Origin of the sequence: Duganella sp. HH101, from assembly GCF_001758795.1 — a bacterium.
Classification (GTDB): Bacteria; Pseudomonadota; Gammaproteobacteria; order Burkholderiales; family Burkholderiaceae_D; genus Rugamonas; species Rugamonas rivuli.
The window spans coordinates 65,628-83,565 of sequence record NZ_LRON01000026.1 but is presented as its reverse complement, the minus strand read 5'-3'; the positions used below and the strand labels follow the sequence as shown (position 1 = coordinate 83,565).

General features: G+C 63.6%; 22 protein-coding genes. 6 read left to right on the top strand and 16 right to left on the bottom strand.

Annotated elements, in window-relative coordinates; translation table 11 throughout:
- The first annotated feature begins 104 nt into the window (after positions 1–104).
- Both DUGA2_RS28340 and DUGA2_RS28335 read left to right on the top strand, forming a co-directional pair.
- Positions 105–1,001 (top strand): MBL fold metallo-hydrolase, encoded by an 897-nt coding sequence (locus DUGA2_RS28340; protein WP_070272666.1) that lies wholly within the window; start codon positions 105–107, stop codon positions 999–1,001.
- Between the two features lie 11 nt (positions 1,002–1,012).
- Positions 1,013–3,370, top strand: a complete 2,358-nt coding sequence (locus tag DUGA2_RS28335; RefSeq protein WP_070272667.1) for a GspE/PulE family protein — start codon at positions 1,013–1,015, stop codon at positions 3,368–3,370.
- Here DUGA2_RS28335 and DUGA2_RS33225 read toward each other — a convergent pair.
- From DUGA2_RS33225 to DUGA2_RS28325, 3 genes are all read right to left on the bottom strand, one after another.
- Positions 3,253–3,846, bottom strand: a complete 594-nt coding sequence (locus tag DUGA2_RS33225; protein WP_141753404.1) for a hypothetical protein — start codon at positions 3,844–3,846, stop codon at positions 3,253–3,255. The genes DUGA2_RS28335 and DUGA2_RS33225 overlap by 118 nt on opposite strands.
- A 138-nt stretch (positions 3,847–3,984) precedes the next feature.
- The gene (locus DUGA2_RS28330) at positions 3,985–4,452 is read right to left on the bottom strand and encodes a GNAT family N-acetyltransferase (RefSeq protein WP_070272669.1); all 468 of its coding nucleotides are present in this window, start codon (positions 4,450–4,452) and stop codon (positions 3,985–3,987) included.
- Between the two features lie 10 nt (positions 4,453–4,462).
- Entirely contained in the window at positions 4,463–5,263 is an 801-nt protein-coding gene (locus DUGA2_RS28325; protein WP_229214789.1) for a metallophosphoesterase, read from the bottom strand.
- Positions 5,264–5,473: 210 nt separating this feature from the next.
- Here DUGA2_RS28325 and DUGA2_RS28320 point away from each other — a divergent pair, with 210 nt between their 5' ends.
- Positions 5,474–5,710 (top strand): antitoxin, encoded by a 237-nt coding sequence (locus DUGA2_RS28320; RefSeq protein ID WP_070272670.1) that lies wholly within the window; start codon positions 5,474–5,476, stop codon positions 5,708–5,710.
- 137 nt (positions 5,711–5,847) lie between these two features.
- Here the strand turns inward: DUGA2_RS28320 and DUGA2_RS28315 are convergent, their stop codons facing one another.
- Positions 5,848–6,303: a nuclear transport factor 2 family protein gene (locus tag DUGA2_RS28315; RefSeq protein ID WP_070272671.1), complete on the bottom strand. Its 456-nt coding sequence runs from the start codon at positions 6,301–6,303 to the stop codon at positions 5,848–5,850.
- Positions 6,304–6,375: 72 nt separating this feature from the next.
- On the opposite strand from DUGA2_RS28315, the gene DUGA2_RS28310 reads away from it, so the two are divergent.
- The gene (locus tag DUGA2_RS28310; protein ID WP_070272672.1) at positions 6,376–6,975 is read left to right on the top strand and encodes a TetR/AcrR family transcriptional regulator; all 600 of its coding nucleotides are present in this window, start codon (positions 6,376–6,378) and stop codon (positions 6,973–6,975) included.
- Here the strand turns inward: DUGA2_RS28310 and DUGA2_RS28305 are convergent.
- The gene (locus tag DUGA2_RS28305; RefSeq protein WP_070272673.1) at positions 6,952–7,338 is read right to left on the bottom strand and encodes a hypothetical protein; all 387 of its coding nucleotides are present in this window, start codon (positions 7,336–7,338) and stop codon (positions 6,952–6,954) included. The two genes, DUGA2_RS28310 and DUGA2_RS28305, sit on opposite strands and share 24 nt — an antisense overlap.
- 24 nt (positions 7,339–7,362) lie before the next feature.
- Positions 7,363–7,998, bottom strand: a complete 636-nt coding sequence (locus tag DUGA2_RS28300; protein WP_070272674.1) for a TetR/AcrR family transcriptional regulator — start codon at positions 7,996–7,998, stop codon at positions 7,363–7,365.
- A 68-nt stretch (positions 7,999–8,066) separates the two neighbouring features.
- Here DUGA2_RS28300 and DUGA2_RS28295 point away from each other — a divergent pair, with 68 nt between their 5' ends.
- Positions 8,067–9,257 carry an MFS transporter gene (locus DUGA2_RS28295; protein WP_070272675.1) on the top strand — a complete coding sequence of 397 codons (1,191 nt, stop codon included), beginning with the start codon at positions 8,067–8,069 and terminating at the stop codon, positions 9,255–9,257.
- 28 nt (positions 9,258–9,285) lie between these two features.
- Here the strand turns inward: DUGA2_RS28295 and DUGA2_RS28290 are convergent, their stop codons facing one another.
- From DUGA2_RS28290 to rpsF, 7 genes are all read right to left on the bottom strand, one after another.
- A complete protein-coding gene (locus DUGA2_RS28290) occupies positions 9,286–10,296 on the bottom strand; it encodes an inorganic phosphate transporter (RefSeq protein WP_008450933.1) in 1,011 nt (336 codons plus the stop codon).
- Between the two features lie 21 nt (positions 10,297–10,317).
- Positions 10,318–10,944 (bottom strand): DUF47 domain-containing protein, encoded by a 627-nt coding sequence (locus DUGA2_RS28285; RefSeq protein WP_070272676.1) that lies wholly within the window; start codon positions 10,942–10,944, stop codon positions 10,318–10,320.
- Between the two features lie 60 nt (positions 10,945–11,004).
- On the bottom strand, positions 11,005–12,390 hold the full coding sequence (locus DUGA2_RS28280; protein WP_008450937.1) for a replicative DNA helicase: 1,386 nt from the start codon (positions 12,388–12,390) through the stop codon (positions 11,005–11,007).
- Between the two features lie 121 nt (positions 12,391–12,511).
- Positions 12,512–12,964, bottom strand: a complete 453-nt coding sequence (gene rplI / locus DUGA2_RS32975; protein ID WP_008450939.1) for a 50S ribosomal protein L9 — start codon at positions 12,962–12,964, stop codon at positions 12,512–12,514.
- Between the two features lie 34 nt (positions 12,965–12,998).
- A complete protein-coding gene (rpsR, locus tag DUGA2_RS28270) occupies positions 12,999–13,289 on the bottom strand; it encodes a 30S ribosomal protein S18 (RefSeq protein WP_008450941.1) in 291 nt (96 codons plus the stop codon).
- A 15-nt stretch (positions 13,290–13,304) separates the two neighbouring features.
- Positions 13,305–13,610, bottom strand: coding sequence for a primosomal replication protein N (priB, locus tag DUGA2_RS28265; RefSeq protein WP_043482237.1), 306 nt, complete (start codon positions 13,608–13,610; stop codon positions 13,305–13,307).
- Positions 13,611–13,628: 18 nt separating this feature from the next.
- Complete coding sequence (gene rpsF / locus DUGA2_RS28260) at positions 13,629–14,015, bottom strand: 30S ribosomal protein S6 (protein ID WP_070272678.1); 387 nt, start codon at positions 14,013–14,015, stop codon at positions 13,629–13,631.
- 290 nt (positions 14,016–14,305) lie between these two features.
- On the opposite strand from rpsF, the gene lexA reads away from it, so the two are divergent.
- Positions 14,306–14,944: a transcriptional repressor LexA gene (lexA, locus tag DUGA2_RS28255; RefSeq protein WP_008450946.1), complete on the top strand. Its 639-nt coding sequence runs from the start codon at positions 14,306–14,308 to the stop codon at positions 14,942–14,944.
- A gap of 3 nt (positions 14,945–14,947) precedes the next feature.
- Here the strand turns inward: lexA and DUGA2_RS28250 are convergent, their stop codons facing one another.
- The 3 genes from DUGA2_RS28250 to DUGA2_RS28240 form a co-directional block, all read right to left on the bottom strand.
- Entirely contained in the window at positions 14,948–16,063 is a 1,116-nt protein-coding gene (locus tag DUGA2_RS28250) for a serine hydrolase (RefSeq protein WP_083296512.1), read from the bottom strand.
- A 74-nt stretch (positions 16,064–16,137) separates the two neighbouring features.
- Entirely contained in the window at positions 16,138–16,632 is a 495-nt protein-coding gene (locus DUGA2_RS28245) for a hypothetical protein (RefSeq protein ID WP_070272680.1), read from the bottom strand.
- A 60-nt stretch (positions 16,633–16,692) separates the two neighbouring features.
- A complete protein-coding gene (locus DUGA2_RS28240) occupies positions 16,693–17,937 on the bottom strand; it encodes a cystathionine gamma-synthase family protein (RefSeq protein ID WP_070272681.1) in 1,245 nt (414 codons plus the stop codon).
- Position 17,938 lies beyond the last annotated feature (1 nt).

Genomic DNA, 17,938 nt, shown 5'->3' with positions numbered 1-17,938 from the left:
TCCATGACACAAAATTACCCCGGCCAGTGTCGGGTTTTTCCCTGTTGCCGGGAAAAAAAGCTATCATCGGCCGTAGCATAGAGCGAAAAAAACAGGGACTTTGTATGAAATTTATTTTTTGGGGAGTGCGCGGCTCCATACCCTCCCCCGGCCCGCGCACCGCGCGCTATGGCGGCAATACCACCTGCATCGAAGTGCGCACCGACAACGACACCCTGATCGTCATCGATGGCGGCACCGGCATATTCTCGCTGGCCCAGTCCCTGTTGCAGAACCAGACAGCGCCCATCCACGCCAACATCTTCATCACCCACAGCCACTGGGACCACATCCACGGCCTGCCCTTCTTCACGCCGCTGTTCGTGCGCGGCAGCCGCGTGCGCCTGCACGGCGTCACCGACCCCGTCACCGGCAACGGCATCGAGCACGTGATGGGCGTGCAGCTGCAGAACAGCTACTTCCCGGTCAGCGAAACCCAGATGGACGCCACCATCGAATACCAGACGCTCACCATCGACGAGCCGGTCCAGGTCGGCGACGCGCTGGTGCGCAACGTGGTGATGAACCATCCCGTGACCGACCTCGGCTATCGCATCGAATGCCACGGCAAGTCCGTGTTCTTCACCGGCGACCATGAGCCGCACTACAACATCCACCCGTCCGGCCACCCGGAGCACGCCGCCTACGAACGGTGGATGGCGGAGCGCAACACGGCGATCGACGCCGTGGTGCAAGGCGTCGACGCGCTGATCGTCGATTGCTCCTACACCCGCGAGGAATATCCGGCCAAGCAGGGCTGGGGCCACGGCACCTTCGATTCCGCGTTCGCCATGGCGCTGCGCACCGGCGCCAAAGCGCTATACTGCACCCATCATGAACCGACCCGCAGCGACGACGAACTCGAAGCCGTGTTCGCCGATGTCATGGCGCGCCACGCGCCGCTGCTGGGTGATCTGAAGGTCTTCCTCGCTTATGAAGGCATGGAAGTTCACTTGACCTAGCGAAAGCGATCATGAACGACGCCGGCACCCCCAGTCCACACCCCAGCGATGTCGACCTGCGGCTGGCGTTTTTCCAGAAGCTGCAAACGGTGACGACCAAGATCCACGCCACCAGCAACCTGGACGAGATCATGCTCGACCTCGGCATGGAGTTCTGCGACCTGTTCAATTGCGACCGCTTCACGCTGTACGCGATGGACCATGAAAAAGACTACATCGTTTCCAAGGTCAAGACCGGGCTGACCTCGTTCCGCGACCTCAAGCTGGCGGTGACGCCGGCCTCCATCGCCGGCTACGTCGCGCTGACCCGCAAGACCGTCAACCTCGCCGACGTCTACGACCAGGCCGAGCTGTCGCGCTACTCGCCGGAGCTGCGCTTCCAGCAGGGCGTGGACCAGCGCACCGGCTACCGCACCAAGCAGATGCTGGTGGCGCCGCTGATCTCGGTGCAATCGCGCGAGCTGCTGGGCGTAGTGCAGTTCATCAACAACCGCGACCGCTGCCCCTTCTCCGCCATCGCCGAGGCCGGCGTCAAGGAGCTGTGCGACACACTGTCGGTGGCCTTCAGCCAGCGCATGAAACCACCGCAGATGGTACGCACGAAATATGACGGACTGGTGACGGACGCGGTGCTGTCGCTGCCCGAACTGGAGCTGGCCACGCGTTCAGCCCGCAAGAAGGAGCTCGATGTCGAGGATGTGCTGATCGATGAGTTCCAGGTCAAGCTGGCGGCCATCGGCGCCTCGCTGGAGCGGCACTTCAGCGTGCCGTACGAACACTTCCGCCCCGAGCGCATCAAGCCGGTGGAACTGCTGAAAAACCTCAAGCGCCAGTACGTGGAGGAATCCGGCTGGATGCCGCTGGAGGACGGCAAGGACGGCATGCTGGTGGTGGCGCTGGACCCGGACCGGGTGGCGCACACCCACATCGTCAACCAGATCTTCCCCAAGGCCAAGCCGGTGTACCGCGTCACCAGCAACCGCGAGTTCCGCCAGATGCTGGAGCACTTCTTCGGCGCCACCAGCGACATGGGCAGCGTCGGCGAGCTGCTGTCGGGCATGGACGATGACGACGCCGACGGCGAAGGCGGCCCGGTCGAAGTGTCGGAGGCGGTGGAGAACGAGCTGGTCAAGCTGCTCAACAAGATCATCGTCGACGCCTACCGCCAGGGCGTGTCGGACATCCACATCGAACCGCTGCCCGGCAAGGGCAAGACCGGCATCCGCTTCCGCAAGGACGGCACGCTGGTGCCCTACATCGAGATCCCCGCCTCCTACCGCAGCGCGCTGGTGGCGCGGGTCAAGATCATGTGCGACCTCGACATCTCCGAGCGGCGCAAGCCGCAGGACGGCAAGATCAAGTTCAAGAAGTACGGCCCGCTGGACATCGAGCTGCGGGTGGCGACGATACCGTCGGCCGGCGGCGTCGAGGACATCGTCATGCGGATACTGGCGGCCGGCGAACCTATCCCGCTCGACAAGCTGGGCGTGCTGCCGTTCAACCTGGAGCGCCTGCGCGCCACCATCGAGAAACCGTATGGCCTGTTTTTCGTCTGCGGTCCGACCGGCTCCGGCAAGACCACCACGCTGCACTCGGTGCTGAACTACCTGAACACGCCGGACACCAAGATCTGGACCGCCGAAGACCCGGTCGAGATCACGCAGAAAGGCTTGCGCCAGGTGCAGGTCAACCGCAAGGCGGGGCTGGACTTCGCCACCGTGATGCGGGCCTTCCTGCGCGCCGATCCGGACATCATCATGGTCGGCGAGATGCGCGACAAGGAAACCGTGGGCATGGGCATCGAAGCCTCGCTGACGGGCCACCTGGTGTTCGCCACGCTGCACACCAACAGCGCGCCGGAATCGATCGTGCGGCTGCTGGACATGGGCATGGACCCGTTCAACTTCGCCGACGCGCTGCTGGGCATCCTGGCGCAGCGGCTGGCCAAGCGCCTGTGCGGCAAGTGCAAGCAGGCCTATCAGCCGAGCGAGGAGGAGTTGAAGCTGCTGTTGACGGAGTTTTGCGAAGAGCTGCTCAACACGGAGAGCTTCATCAAGGATGCCGCCGCCGGGCGCGCCGCCGTGCTGGACGGCTGGCGCCAGCGCTACGCCAAGGACGGCAAGTTCACGCTATACCGCGCGGTCGGCTGCGACGAGTGCAACAAGGGCTACAAGGGCCGCGTCGGCTTGCACGAACTGATGATAGGCAGCGACAAGGTCAAGAAGCTGCTGCAGGAACATGCGCGGGTTGCTCAGCTGCTGGCGGCCGCGCTGGAAGACGGCATGCTGACCTTGAAGATGGACGGCATCGAGAAGGTCTTGCTGGGCATTACCGACATCAAGATGGTGCGGGCGGTCTGCATCAAGTAGGCGCGCTTGCCGTTGCGCGGCATGCTGCGGCGGTCGGCCAGCGCGCGCAGGCGCGTCAGGCCGGCTTGCAGATTGAAAGCGCGGCCGGCCAGTTGGCGGTCCACCAGCTGCGTGGCCATGGCCAGCGCCGGCGCGACGGCGGCCTTGGCCGAATACGGCAGCACCAGGCGGTAGCGGCCGCGCATATGCGGCACCACGCCGACGAAACCCAAGGTCACTTCATTGAAAGCCAGGCGGCGCAATTCCATCGCCACCTGCTGCACCAGTTGCACCAGCGGCGGCACCTCGGCGCAGCGCTTGCCCACCAGGTTGCGCTGGCGGCGCAGGCCCGGCAGGATCGCTTGCAGGCGACGCTCCAGCGCGCTGATGGCGGCGGGCGTGGGCGCGTCGCGGTCCAGCTCCAGTATGCTGAGCAAGCAAGGTTGTGAGGAGTAGCGGTTGTCGCTGGCGAGGTAGCGCTGATCGATGATTTTCATGATAGCCAATGTCTTCTTTAAAATTCAGGCAACATTGTCGCAGGCTTCAGGCGTGCGCGTAAGCAGCGTAAGGGCCCTCTGCTTGTAAGACCAGGCTGACAGCTAACGTGCGCTTAAGGCCGGCGTGCTATCAAGCTGTTACGGCGCGGGCAATTGTTTTTCGAAGCAGACGGCCAGCGGGTTGCCGATGTATTTGCCGTAGTTGGCGATGCGCTGATAGCCGCGCGCTTCGTAGAAATCGACGGCGCGGCGGTTGACCAGCCGCGTCTCCAGCCACACGGCCTGGTAGCCCATGGCCAGCGCCTCATCCTCCAGGAAACGCAGCACGGCGCTGCCGACGCCGCTGGTGCCGTGGCGCGCATACATGCGCTTGATCTCGGCCACGCCGGGCTCCAGCGGCCGCAGCGCGCCGCAGCCGAGCGCGTGGCCGCTGGCGTCGCGCGCCACCACGAAACAGCCGGCGGGGCCGTAGACATCGTTGACGTCGAACGAGGCGTTGCCGCTGTCGCCGGTGATGGCTTCCAGCGCCGTCGACAACTCTTCCATCAACAACAGGGATTCGCGCGCGGCGGGATCTTCGGTTTGGAGTTGGATGTCGGTATGCATGGTGTGCAGATTATTGCACAGTACAGATCACCAGTTCCGGATCGGCGTTGATGCGCACCGGGATCCGGCTGCAACCCACGCCACGACTGACGATCAGCTCGCCATTGCCGCGCACCGGGAAGCGTCCGTAATGATAGGGACGCGACAGCGGACCTTCCGGCAGCACCAGCGGCGTGCCGTCGCGCAGCGCGATCTGGCCGCCATGCGTGTGGCCGGCAAAGGCGACGTCGTACTGCCGCTCGGCCACCGTCAGCAGGCCGTCCGGCGCGTGCATCAGCAGCACGCGCACGTCCGAGTCGGCGACGCCGGCAAAGGCGGCCGCGGCGTTGGGTTCGCCGGTCCAGGGATCGTCCAGGCCGCAGATCGACACCGCGCCGAACGGCGCAGGCAGCTGGACGGCGCGGTTGACCAGCATCTGCACGCCGGCCGTCTCCAGGCGGCGGCAAATGTCGCCGTCGTCGGTCGACAGGTCGTGATTGCCGAGCACCGCGAACTTGCCCAGCGGCGGCTGGCAGGCCGCCAGCGGCGGACACATCACGGCGATATTGGCGGCCTGGCCGGAGACGTAATCGCCACCGAGCAGCAGCACGTCCGGCTGTTCGGCCGCGACGGCGGCAAACAGGTCACGGAAGATGCCCGCGTGGGTGGGCGGGCCAGCATGGAAATCCGAGGCAAACGCGATCTTGATCGGGCGCGGCAGGCGTTTGCCTTCCGGCAGCGCGATCGCATGGCGCGTCACGCCGAGGCGGCCGTGCAGCCCGCAGTGGTAACTCAGCGCACTGACCACGCCCCCCATCAGGACGAGATTCACCAACGCCTCCAGCCTGCTCCGGCGCGGTGAAAAGTGCTTGCTGCGGGGAACTATCATGGAGGAAACGATCAAACGGGTAAAGAGGCGGCATGATAGCCTATTTTGCGCCAGCTATTTTTCATACCCAGGTCGGGATACACCAATTCATGTACACACGCTGATTTACATGGGAGGGATTTCGACCTACATTGAGCGTCATCGGAGATGAAAATGCGTACGACAAAAGCGTTCAAGAACGGCAACTCCCAAGCGGTTCGCATCCCTGCCGAGCTGGCATATGCACGCACAGATATCGCGCTGGAAATCGAACGGATCGGCGACGAACTCCGGATCCGGCCTGTGCGGCGGTCGCTGGCTGGCGTACTGAAAATATTCGCCAGGTTCTCGCCTGACTTCATGGCCGAAGGTCGCGGGCCACAAGAGCAACGCGAGCGCGAGGAGCTGTAATGGCTACGTACATGTTGGATACCAATACGTGCATCTACCTGATGAAGAATCAACCGGCATCGATCACGCAGCGCGGATTTTTCTGACTATCCCGGCATTACCATCCAAAATTGGTTGCTCGACTAAGCACGCCATTTTCAAACATCGCTGATCGGCGCGGCGGCGGCTTCGGCGATGCCGGCGGCTGCCATGCTGCGGCAGTAGTTCTCCAGTTTCGCCGTGTCGCAATGCACCTCCAGCTTGTGCACGCGGCCCCAGCGCAATTCGAACTCATGCACGCCCTGGTTGGCGCCGGTGCTGCCGTCGGGCAGCGTGAAGCGGTCCTTCCACGTCACGGTGGCGATGGTGCGCCACGGCCAGCCAGTGACGGCGATGGCGTCGATGTCGAAGCGCAGTCCGGGCAGCAGCCGCTTCAGGCGTGCATACCACTGCGTCGTCGACGCCAACGTGCGGCGCTCGCCAGCCAGCGGATGGTGGCCGTGCATCAGGTGGCGGTGCGCGGCGGCGAACTGCGGCAGCACGCGCTCGTAAGCGCCCGCGTTGATGTCCCTGAACGCCCGCTGCAATTTGCGGCCAACGATAAAGTGGTACATGATCGCCTCCAATCTTTACACAAGAAAGATCTGTATAGTGCGACGATATCTTTCTCGTGTCAAGATAACTCTATGAGCACCAAACCCTACCACCACGGCAATCTGCGCGACAGCCTGCTCGATGCCGCCACCCTGCTGCTGGCGCAGAACGGCGCGCAGGCGCTGACCTTGCGCGAGGTCGCCAAGGCGGCCGGCGTGTCGCATGCCGCGCCGTATCACCACTTCCCCAGCCGCGAGCATTTGCTGGCCGCCGTGGCGGCCCGGGCCTTCGCCGCGCTGGCCGCGGCGATGGCGGCGGCGGACGCCGATGGCGCGCGCGGCCAGGGCCTGCGGCTGATGGATATCTGCGAGGTGTATGTGGAATTTGCCCGCGCGCGGCCGGCGCAGTTCCGCCTGATGTTCGGCCCCCTGCTGGCGCAGAAATCGCGCTACCCCGAGTTGAAGCAGGCGGCGGAAGCGTCGTTCCATGTGCTGGTCACGGCGGCCACGGCCTTCGACGCGGCGCGCGGCCCGGAACTGGCGCTGACCGGCTGGAGCCTGGCGCACGGGCTGGCCAATCTGGCCATCGACGAAGCGTTCACGGATTTGCCGGTGGCGGTGCCCGCGCCGGCCGTGCTGGCGCGCGCCATGGCGGCGCGCATGCTGGGCTTACAGGGCGGCGTCGACCAGTAGCCCGGGTTGCAGCGCGCGGATGCGCAGCTCGGTGAAGTAGCCACCCGCCTCGTTGTAGCGCAGGTAGTGGCGGCCGCAATCCAGGCAGCGCGCCAGCTGGCTGCGGTTGCACGGATAATAGCGCGGCACGATGGGCGCATCGTCGCTCTCGTAGCGCGTGCCATGCGGGTGGTATTCGGCGAAGGTCGGCTCGTCGTAGGGATCGTCCATCAGCGTGCCGATTTCCTCGAAGCGGTCCAGCTCCAGCGAGGTCGGCAGCCGCTGCCAGGCTGCCAGCGACACCGCATTGCAACTGCACGGCGCAGCGATGCCGGCGGAAGCTTGAGCGAGTTGCATCAACTGGGCAAAATCAATTTTCTTCATGCCGCGATTTTACTGCACGCCGACTCAACTCAGGTAGGCGACAAAGCTGCGGGCCAGGTCCCCGGCCAACGCCTCATCCGGCTCCGGTATCACGTTATGCCACAAGGACATCGGCTCCAGCGCGATCGCTTCGATCGATGTGATGGCCTGCAGCACCGCGAATCGCAGCGCGCGCTCGGGCGAGGCGTGGCGGATCTGCCCGCGATGCACCAGCAGGCACTGCACGGACAGCTGGACATTCTCTTCCATGATGGCGCGGGCGGCGGCAACGAACGCGGTGTCGGTGTCGGCGTCGATAAACCGCGCCAGCGCGCGCAGCAGGCGCGGGTGCTGGCGGTACTGCAAAAACATCAGCCGTATCAGCGCGTCGGCGCTTGCGCGCAAGGTGGGATGCTGCAGCATCGCCGGCAGCTGGCTCTTGTTCGCCTCGTTACTGCGCTCCAGCAGGTGCAGGAAGGCCGCCCGCATCAACGCATCCTTGTTGACGAAGCGGCGATAGACGCTGGCCGGCGCGACCTCGGCCAGCGCGGCGATGCGCGGGATCACCGTACCCTCCAGCCCGTGCTCGGCCAGCGAGCGGATGGTGGCGTTCAACAGACGCTCCAGCGTGGCCTGGCTGCGCTTTTGCTGGGGCGCGGCGACGATTTTGTTTGGGCTCATGCACGGCATGATAGACAATTCCGTCGAAATATGCGAATGTAAACACACATTCACTTTTTGGGATCAATATGAACAGCCGGTTCAAGCATGTCTGGGTGGGTTCGACCATTTCGCAGCTGGGCGATGTCGGCTTCATGCTGGCCCTGCCCTGGCTGGTGCTGCGGATGACCGGCTCCAGCCTGGCGCTCGGTTCCGTCATGATGGCGCTGGCGATTCCGCGCGCGCTGCTGATGCTGCTGGGCGGCGCCGTCAGCGACCGCTTCCCCGCGCGCACGGTGCTGGCCGTGGCCTACACGGCGCAGGCGCTGTGCGTGGCGCTGATCGCCCTGCTGCTGCAGCGGCAGGCGCTGAACCTGCAGCTGCTGTATCTGATCGCCTTCTGCTTCGGCGTGGCCGACGCCTTCACCTCGCCGGCCCTGCGCGTGCTGCTGCCGGAACTGCTGCCGACGGAGCAACTGCAACGCGCCAACGCGCTGCTGCAATCGAGCATGCAGATCTGCGTGCTGGCCGGATCGGCCGTGGGCGGCCTGCTGATCGCCCATTACGGATTGCTGTTCGTCTTCATCGCCGACGCGGCCAGCTATGCCTACATCGTCATCGTGCTGCTGTGCATGGCCGCCCGCCCGCGCACGGCGACGCCCGGCGCCGAGGCCGGCGGCATCATGCCGGCCATCGCCGCCGGCCTGCGCTACGTCTGGCGCGATGCCGGACTGCGCGCCGTGCTGATCAGCTTCGCCAGCATCAATTTCTGTGCGACCGGCGCGACGCAGATCGGCCTGGTGGTGCTGGCCGGCCAGCGGCACGGTTCTTCTGGACTGGGGCTGCTGATGGCGTGCGCCGGCGCCGGCTCGCTGCTCGGCCTGGCGCTGGCCGCCAAATGGCGCTCGCCATTGACGGTGCATCGCAGCGCGGCGGCCGCGTCGTTTGCGCTCAGCCTGCTGCTGGCCGGACTGGCCTTGCCACTGCCGCTGTGGTGGGTGGGCCTGGACGCCGCCCTGCTCGGCGCGGTGGCCGGCTACGTCAACATCCAGGTGCTGAGCTGGCTGCAAGGCAGCGTGCGCAGCGATATGCTGGGTCGGACCATGAGCGTGCTGGCGCTGGCGTCGGTCGGCATCACGCCGCTGTCGCTGGCGGCGGCCGGCCTGATGGCGCAGATCGGCACCGGCGCCCTGTTCCTCGGCGCCGGCACGCTGTTGCTGCTGAGCTCCGCCGCGCTCTGGCGCCACGCGGCGCCCGCGCCGTTGGCTGAGCAGGCGTAAAAAAAGGGAGCCGAGGCTCCCTTTTGTTTTACATGATGTGGTGTCCGACCCAGAACGCCAGCGCGGCGACAAACGCCGAAGCCGGTATCGTGAAGACCCAGGCCCAGACGATGTTGCCCGCCACGCCCCAGCGCACGGCCGACATCTTCTGCGACGAACCCACGCCGACGATGGCGCCGGTGATGGTGTGCGTGGTCGAGACCGGCACGCCGAAGTGCGAAGCGATCAGCAAGGTCATGGCGCCGCCGGTTTCGGCGCAGAAGCCGCCCACCGGTTTGAGCTTGGTGATCTTCTGGCCCATGGTCTTGACGATGCGCCAGCCGCCGAACAGGGTGCCGAACGAGATCGCGCCGTAGCACGAGATCACCACCCACAGCGGCGGCGCCGACGCGTCCACCGGCACCTGGCCGACGGCGATCAGCAGCATCCAGATGATGCCGATGGTTTTTTGCGCATCATTGCCGCCGTGGCCCAGGCTGTACGAAGCGGCCGACACCAGTTGCAGGCGGCGGAACCACTTGTCGACCCGGCGCGGCGTCGAGCGCACGAACAGCCAGGACACGATCAGCATGATGATGGAGCCGAACACAAAGCCCATCAGCGGCGAAATGATGATCCACTTGACGGTCTTCAGCAGGCCGTCGCCCATCAGGGCGCTGGTGCCGGACTTGGCCACCGCGGCGCCGACCAGGCCGCCGATCAGCGCGTGCGAGGACGACGAAGGAATGCCGTAGTACCAGGTGAACAGGTTCCACACGATGGCGCCGACCAGCGCGCCGAAGATCACGTATTGATCGACGACGCCGGCATCGATGGTGCCCTTGCCCACCGTGGACGCCACGTGCAGGCCGACCACGAAGATGGCGATGAAGTTGAACAGCGCGGCCATGGCGACGGCCGTCTGCGGCTTGAGCACGCCGGTCGAGACGACGGTGGCGATCGCATTGGCGGCGTCGTGGAAGCCGTTCATGAAGTCGAACACCAGCGCCAGGCCGATCAGCAGGACCAGCACGTAGATGCTGATTTGTAGGGTATGCATATTGGACGATTCTTTTTGTAGTTATGCGTTTTCGACGATGATGCCTTCGATGATGTTGGCCACATCTTCGCAACGGTCGGTCACGGTTTCCAGGATTTCGTAGATGGCTTTCATCTTGATCAGGTTGCGCACGTCCGGTTCGTCGCGGAACAGCTTGGACATGGCGGCGCGCATCACGTGGTCGGCGTCCGATTCCAGGCGGTCGATCTCTTCGCAGATGGCGACGATCTGGCGCGAGTTGTCCATATTGTGCAGCAGGGCCACGGCTTGCTGGACCTTCTCGGTGCAGGCCAGCACCAGTTCGGCCAGGCGCTTGGCTTCCGGCGTCACCGAGTGCAGGTCGTACAGCGACACGGTCTGGCCGGCGTCTTCCAGCAGGTCGAGGATGTCATCCATGCGGGTGATCAGCTTGTGGATGTCGTCGCGGTCGATCGGCGTGATGAAGGTCTTGTGCAGCAGGTCGACGGTGGCGTAGGTGATCTTGTCGGCTTGCTTCTCGATCGATTCGATGGCGTGCACGCGGTTTTCCAGATCGTCGAAATTGGACATCAGGCCCAGCATCTCTTTTGCACCTTTGACGCACAGGTCGGCGTGCTGGTTAAACAGGTCAAAAAATTTGCCCTCGGTGGGCATCAAACGTCCAAACATTTTATTCTCCGTAAATGTGTACTGCAGATCGCCGCCCCCGGGTACGGGACGGCGTAAAGATTAGTCGCCTTGGTACAGCGCCAGATTACCGGCGTAGTTGCCAAACTTCGTGTATTGGCCGATCCAGGTCAGGCGCACCGAGCCGATCGGGCCGTTACGCTGCTTACCGATGATGATCTCGGCCGTTCCCTTATCGGGCGAGTCCGGATTGTAGACCTCGTCGCGATACAAGAAGATGATGACGTCCGCGTCCTGCTCGATAGCGCCGGATTCGCGCAAGTCGGACATGACGGGACGTTTATTGGGGCGTTGCTCCAGAGAGCGGTTCAGCTGCGACAGCGCGATCACCGGGCACTGCAACTCTTTGGCCAGGCCCTTGAGCGAGCGCGAGATTTCCGAGATCTCCGAGGCGCGGTTGTCGCCCTGGGTCGAGCCTGTCATCAGCTGCAAGTAGTCGACCACGATCAGGCCCAGCTTGCCGCATTGGCGCGACAGGCGGCGCGCGCGGGCGCGCATTTCGATCGGGTTCAGCGCCGGGGTCTCGTCGATATAGACCTGGGCGTCGTTCATTTTCTGGATGGCGTGCGTCAGGCGCGGCCAATCCTCGTCGTTCAGCTTACCGGTACGCAGGCGGTGCTGGTCCAGCTGGCCGACCGAGCCCAGCATACGCATGGCCAGCTGCACGCCGCCCATCTCCATCGAGAACACGGCGACCGGCAGGCCCTCTTCGACCGCGACGTTCTCGGCGATGTTCATCGAGAACGCGGTCTTGCCCATCGACGGACGGCCGGCGACGACCACCATGTCGCCCGGCTGCAGGCCGGAAGTCATGCGGTCGAGGTCGATCCAGCCGGTCGGCACGCCGGTGATCTCGGACTGGCTTTCGCGCGAGTACAGCTCGTCGATGCGCTCGACCACCTGGGTCAGCAGCGGCTGCACCGGTATCCAGCCGGCGGCGCCGCGGGCGCCCTGCTCGGCGATGGCGAAGATCTTCGATTCCGCCTCGTCCAGCATCTGCTTGACTTCCTTGCCCTGCGGGCTGAAGGCCTGGCCGGAGATTTCGTCGGCGACCGTGATCAGCTGGCGCAGGATGGAACGATCGCGGACGATCTCGGCATAGCGGCGGATGTTGGCGGCCGATGGCGTGTTTTGCGCCATCGCGTTCAGGTAGGTCAGGCCGCCCACGTCCTCCGCCTTGCCCAGCTGGGACAGGGTTTCAAACACGGTGATGACGTCGGCCGGACGCGAACCGTTGATCATCTTGACGATCTGCTCGAAGATGATGCGGTGGTCGTAGCGGTAGAAGTCCTCGGGGTTCATCATGTCCGCAATGCGGTCGAACGCCGCATTATCGCGCAGCAGGCCGCCGATGACGGACTGTTCTGCTTCGATGGAATGCGGCGGGACGCGGAGTGAATCTACTTGCGGATCGGAGGGGGCGTTCATGGCGCGAATTATACCTGCTTGCTTGAGCCGTATTACAAATTTATGACGAGAAAAAAGCCGGGCAAGCCCGGCTTTTTCAATGTGTTGCTATACCGACCAGACGTTGCCGTCCGGTCTGATATTAGGCGGCTTCGCCTACGACAGCAACGGTCACTTCCACCACCACGTCGGTGTGCAGAGCAACGCTGACTGGGTGCTCGCCAACGGTCTTCAGAGGACCGGTAGGCATGCGCACAGCAGCTTTTTCAACAGCGAAACCAGCTTTGGTCAGGGCTTCAGCGATGTCGAAGTTGGTGACGGAGCCGAACAGACGGCCGTCAACACCAGCTTTTTGCGAAACGTTCACGGTCATGCCGTTCAGTTTCTCGCCTTGGGCTTGGGCAGCGGCCAGCTTTTCAGCAGCAGCTTTTTCCAGTTCAGCGCGCTTGACTTCGAATTCAGCAACGGCGGACGCGGTAGCGCGGCGGGCCATTTTTTGCGGAATCAGGAAGTTACGTGCGTAACCGTCTTTAACTTTAACGACTTCACCCAGGTTGCCCAGGTTGACGACTTTTTCTAACAGAATGATTTGCATAGTTCTTCTCCAGGATCTTATCTAGACGACGCGATTAAGCGTGGTGCAGATCGGTGTAAGGCAGCAGCGCGAGGTAGCGAGCGCGCTTGATTGCGGTGTCAACTTGGCGCTGGTAGTGCGCTTTGGTACCGGTCAGACGTGCTGGCATGATTTTGCCGTTTTCCTGGACGAAGTCTTTCAGGGTGTCGACGTCTTTGTAGTCAACCTGTTCAACGTTTGCTGCGGTGAAGCGGCAGAACTTCTTACGCTTGAACAGTGGATTTTGTTGCTTGCGCTTTTCTTTCAGCTTGAGCTTGTTTTTGTCGAACTTTTTACCGAATGCCATTTTAGGCTCCTGTATCTAAATTGAGCTGTCTGGGACAGCACTAAAATCAATGATGTGAAACACCAGGCTTTTGCTATTGCGATTCTTCTTGTTCAGGAACCCGGTGAACTGATACATGCCGGCCAGTGGCGCCTGACTGAAGCGGCCTGAAATCTCGCCCGCGGCAACCGCGGAAATTTCAAACTCGCTCAATCGGGCAATGCCTGCCTCCATCTGCTGCGACCGGTGCTGGAGTACAGCATTGACGATCGGCATGCCGGCCGGGGTGTAGCGCAAGGCGTCCCGTTCGGCGATGAGGGCAATAAACTGGAGCTGGTTCAGCTCGGTTCCTGACAACAATTAGGCCGCAGGAGCAGCAGCAACTGCTGGAGCTTCGGTGCGATGCGATTTCGCTGCATCTTCACGTTGTACCGACTTCATCATCGGCGAAGGAGCGGTTTCCGCTTTCTTCATCTTGACGGTCAGGTGACGCAGCACGGCATCATTGAATTTGAAGGCGGTTTCCAGCTCGACCAGGGTCTCGTTGTCGCATTCGATGTTCATGCAGATGTAGTGTGCTTTAGCCAGTTTCTGGATCGAGTAAGCCATCTGACGACGACCCCAATCTTCAACACGGTGCACGGCGCCGCCGCGGGTAGTAACCGAGGTCTTGTAACGCTCGATCATGGCGGGCACTTGCTCGCTCTGGTCCGGGTGGACGATAAATACTATTTCATAGTGACGCATACAAACTCCCTTAAGGACTGTGAATATAGCCCACCCTGGCGTCAAGACAGGTGTGGGAAGAGGTAAGCCCGCGACTATATCAGCTTTTCCGGCAAAAAACAATCCGGGGTCAAGTCTGACATTTGGACACGACCTCGACCGTAGTGCGTCGCTACGGTCGAGGTCGTGTCCAAATGTCAGACTTGACCCCACCATGAATTTATTTCGCGCAAAGCAACAAATTCCCTTGCATTTCGCTTCACACTGTACAAAAATACAGACTGTCTATATACACAGGCCCAAAGCACTCTATGATCAAGCTCACCGCAAGACAGGAACAAATTCTCAATCTGATCAAGGATGCCATCGAGAACACCGGCTTCCCGCCGACCCGCGCCGAGATCGCCAACGAACTGGGCTTCAAATCCGCCAACGCGGCCGAGGAGCATCTGCAGGCGCTGGCGCGCAAGGGCGCGATCGAGATCGCCGCCGGCACCTCGCGCGGCATCCGCCTGCTGGGCGTGCACGCCGAACCGGCCACGCCGAAAGTACCGGTGTCGCTGATGATGTCGCTGCCGCTGATCGGCCGCGTGGCCGCCGGCTCGCCCATCCTGGCGCAGGAAAACCTGGAAACCAGCTACAGCGTCGACCCGGCCATGTTCTCCTCCCGCCCGGACTACCTGCTCAAGGTGCGCGGCGAGTCGATGCGCGACGCCGGCATCATGGACGGCGACCTGCTGGCCGTGAAGAAAGTGGACAGCGCCAAGAATGGCCAGATCGTCGTGGCCCGCATCGGCAACGACGTCACGGTCAAGCGCTACAGGAAGACCGGCTCCACCGTGGAGCTGCTGCCGGAAAACCCGGACTTCAAGATCATCAAGGTCGATCCTGAAGCGGACGAGTTCGCGCTGGAAGGCCTGGCGGTCGGCCTGATGCGCAGCTGGCACTAAGCCTTACATAGCCATAGGCTTCGGCACGATAAGCGGGAAGGCGCTGTTCAGCGCCCGCCTGGCGATATCGTCCGAGCCCATGTGCGAATTCGACATCAGCACCACGCCCCGCTGCGTGCCGGTGTCGAAGCCGATATACGTACGGTAGCCGCCCGTGCCGCCGTTATGCCAGACGATGTGCGAACCGTGCTGCTCCAGCACATGCCACCCCAGCGCCACCGACGCGCCCTCCCTGCCCTCGATCGCATGACGCGGCCGATGCGCCGCCTGCATCGCGCCGTATAGCGGCGTCTTCAGCAATCCCATATTGGCCCCGACAAACTTCAGCATGTCCGCCGTCGACGAGCGCAGCGCGCCCATGCCCGCCAGCACCGGCATGTCCCAGTTGACCGCGACCACGCCCGGCATGCCGTAGCCGATGGCCAGATGCCGGCGCATGGCGGGCGTCAGCGCGACGGCCGTGCTGCTCATGCCCAGCGCGCCGGTGATGCGCTGGCGCACCAGGGCTTCGTAATCGACGCCGGCGCGCAGCGCCAGCGCATGGCCCAACAGGCCGACGCCGGCATTCGAATATTCGTAACGTTCGCCCGCCGCGCGCGCAGGCGTAAAGCCGTGCACAAATTCGTACAGCTGCGGCGCCGTGTAATCGGCGAAGGGATTGTCGTCATCCTTGGGCGCCAGGTTGGAAGGAATGCTTGGGATGCCGGACACCTGCGACGACAGGTCCGCCAGCGTGATCTGCCTTCCGCCGAAAGCCGGCGGCGCCGCTGCAGCCGGCAGGTAGCGCGCCACCGGATCGGCCAGGTTCACTTCGCCGCGCAGAGCCATGTCGCTCAGGATCGTGGCGGTGAACACCTTGGTGATGGAGCCGATCTCGTAGACCGAATCCGCATCGACAGGCGCCCCGCCCTCGCTCAGGCTGCCGTAGGCCAGCACATGGCTACCCTTGGCGTCGATGATGCCGATCACCATGCCGGTGCCGGCGTGGTCGACATCGACGCGGGTTTTCATCATGGCGAGCAACTCGGCGTCGCTGGCCGGGGCCGCTTGCGCGGCGGCGGCCAGCAGCGCGCCGCCAAGCAGGGCGAGCATGTGCTTCAGGGGGAATGGGGTAGTCATGCCGCGCAGACTAGCAAACTTCCAGCGGCGACGGACAGACAATATTGCGTCAATTCCTGCCAAACGGCGGCTGCTCAGCGCTTGCCGGCCGTTACCGGCAGGTGCGGCAGCTCGCGCGCGCTCAAGGCGATGTCGCCGCGCCGGCCTTCCCACGCGGCCTCCGCCACCGTGACCGCGTCGGCCTGACGCTTGGCGTCGTCGGCCACCTGGACGAACACCTGGCTCATCAGCGTTTGCGCGGCGCTCATCTCATCGTCGGTCATCAGGTCGGCCAGATCGGCGGGGATGCTCTTGCCGACCGGTAGCGCAGCGTTGTAGTTGGCAAGGAACCTGTCGTAGCAGGCGCGCCACGCGGCCAGCGTCTGCGCCACCGCTGCGCGGCCGGCCGTGGCCGGGCGCATCGGAATGTAGGGCGGCTGGCATTCGAAGCGGGCCAGGGCAATATCGGCGCCGTCGTAGTGGCTGGTGTAGTACTCGATCTCGGCTTGCCGGGCCAGGCGGCGCGTCGGCTCTTCGGCAAGGGCGTTACTCGACAGCACGGTCAAAGCCAGAACCCATGCTGCTCTCATGACGCCTCCCCCGTGCTTAGTAAAATTGAAAGCTTAGATTATCACAACCGGCGACAGGGATCAGCAAGCTTCCAGCGCGCAGGTGAAATCATCCAACAGATCGTCGGTATCCTCGATGCCCACCGACACCCGTATCAGCGATTCGGCGATGCCCATCGAAGCGCGACGCTCGGCGCCCATCTCGAAGAAGATGGTGTGCGCCACCGGGATGATCAGCGTGCGCGTATCGCCCAGGTTGGAGGCCGGGATCGCCAGCTTCAGGCGGTTCAGGAAATCGAAGCAATCGATGCCGTCCTTCAGCTCAAAGCTCAGCAGCGAGCCGAAGCTGCGGAACAGTTCGCTGGAGATCGCGTGCTGCGGGTGCGAGGCCAGGCCAGGGTAGTAGACGGCCGCCACGCGCTCGTCCGATTCCAGCAACCTGGCCAGCGCCAGCGCATTGGCGCTGGTGCGTTCCATGCGCAGCGCCAGCGTCTCGGCGCCGACGGCGATGTGGTGGGCCGCTTCCGGCGCCAGCGAGGAACCGAAGTCGCGCAAGCCCTTGGCGCGGATCTGCGCCAGGCCCCATTGCAGCGGCGCGGCTTTCTTGTAGTTCTCGTAGATGTTGGGGAAGCGGGTCCAGTCGTAGGCGCCGGTATCGGTCAGGCTGCCGCCCAGCGCGTTGCCGTGGCCGCCGATCGACTTGGTCAGCGCGTTGACCACCAGCCCGGCGCCGACCGACTTCGGACGGAACAGGTAAGGCGTGGTCATGGTGTTGTCGACGATGTAGAGGATGCCGCGTTGCTGGCACAGCTCGCCGATGCGCTTCAAATCCGCCACTTGCGTGCGCGGGTTGGCAATGGTTTCGACGAACACCACGCGGGTCTGCTCGGTGATGGCGGCGGCGACGTTGGCGACATCGGTGGCGTCGACAAACGACACGCCCACGCCCTGCGCCATGGTGGTCTGCCACAGGCTGTTGGTGTTACCGAACAAGAACGACGACGACACCACGTGATCGCCCGCGCGCAGCAGCGACTGGAACACGGCGCCGATCGCGCCCATGCCGGTGGCGAAGCAGATCGTGCCGACGCCCTGCTCCATCTTGTTGACCTTGTCTTCCAGCGCGGAGATGGTCGGATTGCCCTGGCGGCCGTAGCGGAAGCCCGGCTCCTTGCCCTGGAATACCGAGGCCAGCTGGCGCGCGTCGGCGTAGCCGAAGGCGACCGAGGTGTGGATGGGCTTGTGCAGCGAACCGTGCTCGATGCCCTTCTGGCGATCGTTGTGCAGGATGGTGGTGGTGAAGCCGTAGTTTTTCTTGTCGTTCATA

Excerpts from the sequence above, each read along its gene's own strand:
- DUGA2_RS28340 (WP_070272666.1), top strand. The coding sequence starts at position 105 with ATGAAATTTATTTTTTGGGGAGTGCGCGGCTCCATACCCTCCCCCGGC.
- DUGA2_RS28335 (WP_070272667.1), top strand. The coding sequence starts at position 1,013 with ATGAACGACGCCGGCACCCCCAGTCCACACCCCAGCGATGTCGACCTG.
- DUGA2_RS33225 (WP_141753404.1), bottom strand. The coding sequence starts at position 3,846 with ATGAAAATCATCGATCAGCGCTACCTCGCCAGCGACAACCGCTACTCC.
- DUGA2_RS28330 (WP_070272669.1), bottom strand. The coding sequence starts at position 4,452 with ATGCATACCGACATCCAACTCCAAACCGAAGATCCCGCCGCGCGCGAA.
- DUGA2_RS28320 (WP_070272670.1), top strand. The coding sequence starts at position 5,474 with ATGCGTACGACAAAAGCGTTCAAGAACGGCAACTCCCAAGCGGTTCGC.
- DUGA2_RS28315 (WP_070272671.1), bottom strand. The coding sequence starts at position 6,303 with ATGTACCACTTTATCGTTGGCCGCAAATTGCAGCGGGCGTTCAGGGAC.
- DUGA2_RS28310 (WP_070272672.1), top strand. The coding sequence starts at position 6,376 with ATGAGCACCAAACCCTACCACCACGGCAATCTGCGCGACAGCCTGCTC.
- DUGA2_RS28305 (WP_070272673.1), bottom strand. The coding sequence starts at position 7,338 with ATGAAGAAAATTGATTTTGCCCAGTTGATGCAACTCGCTCAAGCTTCC.
- DUGA2_RS28300 (WP_070272674.1), bottom strand. The coding sequence starts at position 7,998 with ATGAGCCCAAACAAAATCGTCGCCGCGCCCCAGCAAAAGCGCAGCCAG.
- DUGA2_RS28295 (WP_070272675.1), top strand. The coding sequence starts at position 8,067 with ATGAACAGCCGGTTCAAGCATGTCTGGGTGGGTTCGACCATTTCGCAG.
- DUGA2_RS28290 (WP_008450933.1), bottom strand. The coding sequence starts at position 10,296 with ATGCATACCCTACAAATCAGCATCTACGTGCTGGTCCTGCTGATCGGC.
- DUGA2_RS28285 (WP_070272676.1), bottom strand. The coding sequence starts at position 10,944 with ATGTTTGGACGTTTGATGCCCACCGAGGGCAAATTTTTTGACCTGTTT.
- DUGA2_RS28280 (WP_008450937.1), bottom strand. The coding sequence starts at position 12,390 with ATGAACGCCCCCTCCGATCCGCAAGTAGATTCACTCCGCGTCCCGCCG.
- rplI (WP_008450939.1), bottom strand. The coding sequence starts at position 12,964 with ATGCAAATCATTCTGTTAGAAAAAGTCGTCAACCTGGGCAACCTGGGT.
- rpsR (WP_008450941.1), bottom strand. The coding sequence starts at position 13,289 with ATGGCATTCGGTAAAAAGTTCGACAAAAACAAGCTCAAGCTGAAAGAA.
- rpsF (WP_070272678.1), bottom strand. The coding sequence starts at position 14,015 with ATGCGTCACTATGAAATAGTATTTATCGTCCACCCGGACCAGAGCGAG.
- lexA (WP_008450946.1), top strand. The coding sequence starts at position 14,306 with ATGATCAAGCTCACCGCAAGACAGGAACAAATTCTCAATCTGATCAAG.
- DUGA2_RS28250 (WP_083296512.1), bottom strand. The coding sequence starts at position 16,063 with ATGACTACCCCATTCCCCCTGAAGCACATGCTCGCCCTGCTTGGCGGC.
- DUGA2_RS28245 (WP_070272680.1), bottom strand. The coding sequence starts at position 16,632 with ATGAGAGCAGCATGGGTTCTGGCTTTGACCGTGCTGTCGAGTAACGCC.
- DUGA2_RS28240 (WP_070272681.1), bottom strand. The coding sequence starts at position 17,937 with ATGAACGACAAGAAAAACTACGGCTTCACCACCACCATCCTGCACAAC.